Origin of the sequence: Pseudomonas sp. HMSC063H08 (assembly GCF_001813645.1) — a bacterium.
In the GTDB taxonomy this organism is placed as follows: Bacteria; Pseudomonadota; Gammaproteobacteria; order Pseudomonadales; family Pseudomonadaceae; genus Pseudomonas; species Pseudomonas aeruginosa.
The window spans coordinates 1-3,170 of the sequence record NZ_KV813544.1 but is presented as its reverse complement, the minus strand read 5'-3'; the positions used below and the strand labels follow the sequence as shown (position 1 = coordinate 3,170).

5 protein-coding genes are annotated in these 3,170 nt (G+C 62.9%); all 5 read right to left on the bottom strand.

Annotated elements, in window-relative coordinates:
- Window positions 1–653, bottom strand: a 653-nt coding sequence (locus tag HMPREF2924_RS24835) for a cbb3-type cytochrome c oxidase subunit I (RefSeq protein ID WP_049247338.1), incomplete at its 3' end; no start/stop codon positions are given.
- A gap of 364 nt (window positions 654–1,017) precedes the next feature.
- A complete protein-coding gene (ccoP, locus tag HMPREF2924_RS24830; protein ID WP_003087308.1) occupies window positions 1,018–1,944 on the bottom strand; it encodes a cytochrome-c oxidase, cbb3-type subunit III in 927 nt (308 codons plus the stop codon).
- Window positions 1,941–2,126 (bottom strand): CcoQ/FixQ family Cbb3-type cytochrome c oxidase assembly chaperone, encoded by a 186-nt coding sequence (locus HMPREF2924_RS24825; RefSeq protein WP_003087314.1) that lies wholly within the window; start codon window positions 2,124–2,126, stop codon window positions 1,941–1,943. Before HMPREF2924_RS24825 ends, ccoP begins: the two co-directional genes overlap by 4 nt.
- 5 nt (window positions 2,127–2,131) lie before the next feature.
- The gene (gene ccoO, locus HMPREF2924_RS24820; RefSeq protein WP_003087318.1) at window positions 2,132–2,740 is read right to left on the bottom strand and encodes a cytochrome-c oxidase, cbb3-type subunit II; all 609 of its coding nucleotides are present in this window, start codon (window positions 2,738–2,740) and stop codon (window positions 2,132–2,134) included.
- Between the two features lie 10 nt (window positions 2,741–2,750).
- A partial coding sequence (locus tag HMPREF2924_RS24815) for a cbb3-type cytochrome c oxidase subunit I (protein WP_045108188.1) occupies window positions 2,751–3,170 on the bottom strand: 420 nt, incomplete at its 5' end.

Sequence of the window (3,170 nt, the reverse complement as noted above, 5' to 3'; positions counted from 1 at the left end):
CCGGTGGTCAGGAAGAAGCCCACGGCGTTGTGGCCGTACCACCACTGGACCATCGCATCGGTGGCGCCGGAGTAGGCGGAGTAGGACTTGAACCAGCTCACCGGCAGCGACATGTGGTTGACGATATGCAGCATCGCCGTCACCAGGATGAAGGCACCGTAGAACCAGTTGCCCACATAGATGTGCTTGACCTTGCGCTTGACGATGGTGCCGAAGAACACGATCGCGTAGGTGATCCAGACGATCGCCAGGAGGATGGCCAGCGGCCATTCCAGTTCGGCGTATTCCTTGGAGGTGGTGAAACCCTGCGGCAGGGTCAGCACGGCGCCCACGATCACGGCCTGCCAACCCCAGAAGGTGAAGGCCGCCAGCGTGTCTGAAATCAGTCGGGCTTGCGAGGTACGTTGCACCACGTAGTACGAGGTGGCGAAGAGGGCGCACCCACCGAAGGCGAAGATCACCGCGTTGGTGTGCAGGGGGCGAAGGCGGCCGAAGCTCGTCCACGGCAGGTCGAAGTTCAATTCGGGCCATACCAGTTGGGCGGCGATCAGGACACCGAGACCCATTCCAATGACCCCCCAGACCACCGTCATAACGGCGAACTGGCGGACCACCTTATAGTTATAAGCAGTCTGACTGATTGCTGTGCTCATGCTAGGGGTTCCACGGTTAATGGACTTTTTTAGGGACAAAAAATCGGCGGCAAGTATGGAGAAAGCGGGTGGGCATTGCAACGCGCCAGGCCAGGGGCGACGCCAGTTTGATGCCTGCTTCAGAGCGCTTTCCAAGGCGGCCGTATGGCTTTCTGGCGCTATCCGGGCGAGTGGGTTCGGCCGGTGAAGTTAGGTGTCCCGTCGCTCTGCCGGAGAGGGACGAATGCAAAGCAGCTTAGACGCGATTGAAAAGGAAGGGTAGGAAAGGCGTCCGCTGGTGCGACACTTCGTCGCGCCGCCTGGGACTAAGGTCTGAGACCGGGGGAAGGACCCGCGCCCGGGAGGGCGCGGGTGGGGGGAGGGGTCAGTTGCTGCCCTGGTTGTGCGACAGGTTGTAGATGTAGGCGGCCAGGATGTGCACCTTTTCCTTGCCCAGGTAGGGCTCCTGGGCCGGCATCTGGCCCTGGCGGCCATGGCGGATGGTTTGTTGGAGCTGGGCGTAGCTGGAGCCGTAGATGAACGCGCCGGGGTTGGTCAGGTTCGGCGCGCCGACCAGGGCGGTACCCTTGCCTTCCGGGCCGTGGCAGGCGACGCAGTTGACCGAGAAGATCTGCTTGCCGGCCTCGACGTCGGCCTTGGTGCCTTCCGGCAGCTTCAGCCCGGCGAGTTCGGTGCGGACGTAGGCGGCGACGTTCTTCACCCCGTCTTCGCCGAGGATGTCGCCCCAGGCCGCCATGATCGCGTGGCGACCGCCGAGGATGGTGGTCTCGATGCTCTGCGGGTCACCGCCCCAGCGCCACTCGTTGTCGGCCAGGTTGGGGAAGCCGAGGGCGCCCTTGGCGTCGGAACCGTGGCAGATCGAGCAGTAGGTGGCGAACATGCGGCTGCCCATCTTCATGGCGTGCTCGTCCTTGGCCACTTCCTCGATGGGCATGGCGGCGTACTTGGCGAAGATCGGCCCGTACTTCTCCTGGGCGATGTTCATCTCGCGTTCCCACTGCTTGTCCTGGGTCCAGCCGCCCTCGTAGCCCGGCAGCACGCCTTTCCAGTTACCCAGGCCCGGGTACAGGACCAGGTAGCCGACGGAGAAGACGATGGTGCCGATGTACAGCATGAACCACCACTTCGGCAGCGGGTTGTCATACTCCTCGATGCCGTCGTAGGAGTGGCCCATGGTCTTTTCGGTAGTACCCTTGGCCTCGCCCTTGCGGGTGGCGAAGACCAGCCAGAGCAGGGCGATCAAGGTACCGACGGTAAGAGCTGTGATGTACAGACTCCAGAAGGTGGTCATTCTTTGTTACTCCTAGAAGCTTGCTCGACGTGCTTTTTGGCTTCGGGATCGTCTGCGAAGGGCAGCATCGTCGCTTCGTCAAAGCTCTTCTTGCGTTTGCCGCTGTAGGCCCAGATCACCAGACCGATGAAGGCGACCATGATCAGCAGCGTGCCGAGTCCTCGCAGCGTCCCGATATCCATTGCCGTCACCGTTTGTTCTTGATCGAGGTGCCGAGCACCTGCAGGTAGGCGACCACGGCGTCCATTTCGGTCTTGCCTTTCAGCGAGTCCTTGGCGCCCTTGATGTCTTCGTCGGTATAGGGCACGCCGAGGGTGCGCATCACTTCGAGCTTCTTCTCGATGTCCTTGCCGTCGAGCTTGTTCTCCACCAGCCACGGGTAGGCCGGCATCTTCGACTCGGGCACCACGTTGCGCGGGTTGAACAGGTGCGCGCGGTGCCAGTCGTCGGAGTAGCGGCTACCGACGCGGGCCAGGTCCGGGCCGGTACGCTTGGAACCCCACAGGAAGGGGTGGTCCCAGACGCTCTCGCCGGCCACCGAGTAGTGGCCGTAGCGTTCGGTCTCGGCGCGGAACGGACGGATCATCTGCGAGTGGCAGCCGACGCAGCCTTCGCGGATATAGATGTCGCGGCCTTCCAGTTGCAGCGCGGTATAGGGCTTCATGCCTTCGACCGGGGTGTTGGTCACGTCCTGGAAGAACAGCGGCACGATCTGGGTCAGGCCGCCGATGCTCACGGCCACGGCCATGCATAGCGCCAGCAGGCCGACGTTCTTCTCGAGTATTTCGTGTTTCATGCTCGGCTCCTCAGGCGATCTGTGCGGCGGCTTCGTATTCGGCCGGCTTGGCGGCACTGACGGTGCGCCAGGTGTTGTAGGCCATCAGGAACATGCCGAGCAGGAAGATGAAACCGCCGAGCATGCGCACGATGAAGCCGGGGTGGCCGGCGGCCAGCGCTTCGACGAAGGAGTAGGTCAGGGTGCCGTCCTCGTTGACCGCGCGCCACATCAGGCCCTGGGTGATGCCGTTGACCCACATCGAGGCGATGTACAGCACGGTGCCGATGGTGGCCAGCCAGAAGTGCGCGTTGATCAGGCCCAGGCTGTACATCTTCTCGCGGCCGAAGACCTTCGGGATCAGGTGGTAGAGCGAGCCGATGGAAACCATCGCGACCCAGCCGAGGGCGCCGGCGTGTACGTGGCCGATGGTCCAGTCGGTGTAGTGGGA

Coding starts and splice junctions, on each gene's coding strand:
- ccoP (WP_003087308.1), bottom strand. CDS start 1,944: ATGACCACCTTCTGGAGTCTGTACATCACAGCTCTTACCGTCGGTACC.
- HMPREF2924_RS24825 (WP_003087314.1), bottom strand. CDS start 2,126: ATGGATATCGGGACGCTGCGAGGACTCGGCACGCTGCTGATCATGGTC.
- ccoO (WP_003087318.1), bottom strand. CDS start 2,740: ATGAAACACGAAATACTCGAGAAGAACGTCGGCCTGCTGGCGCTATGC.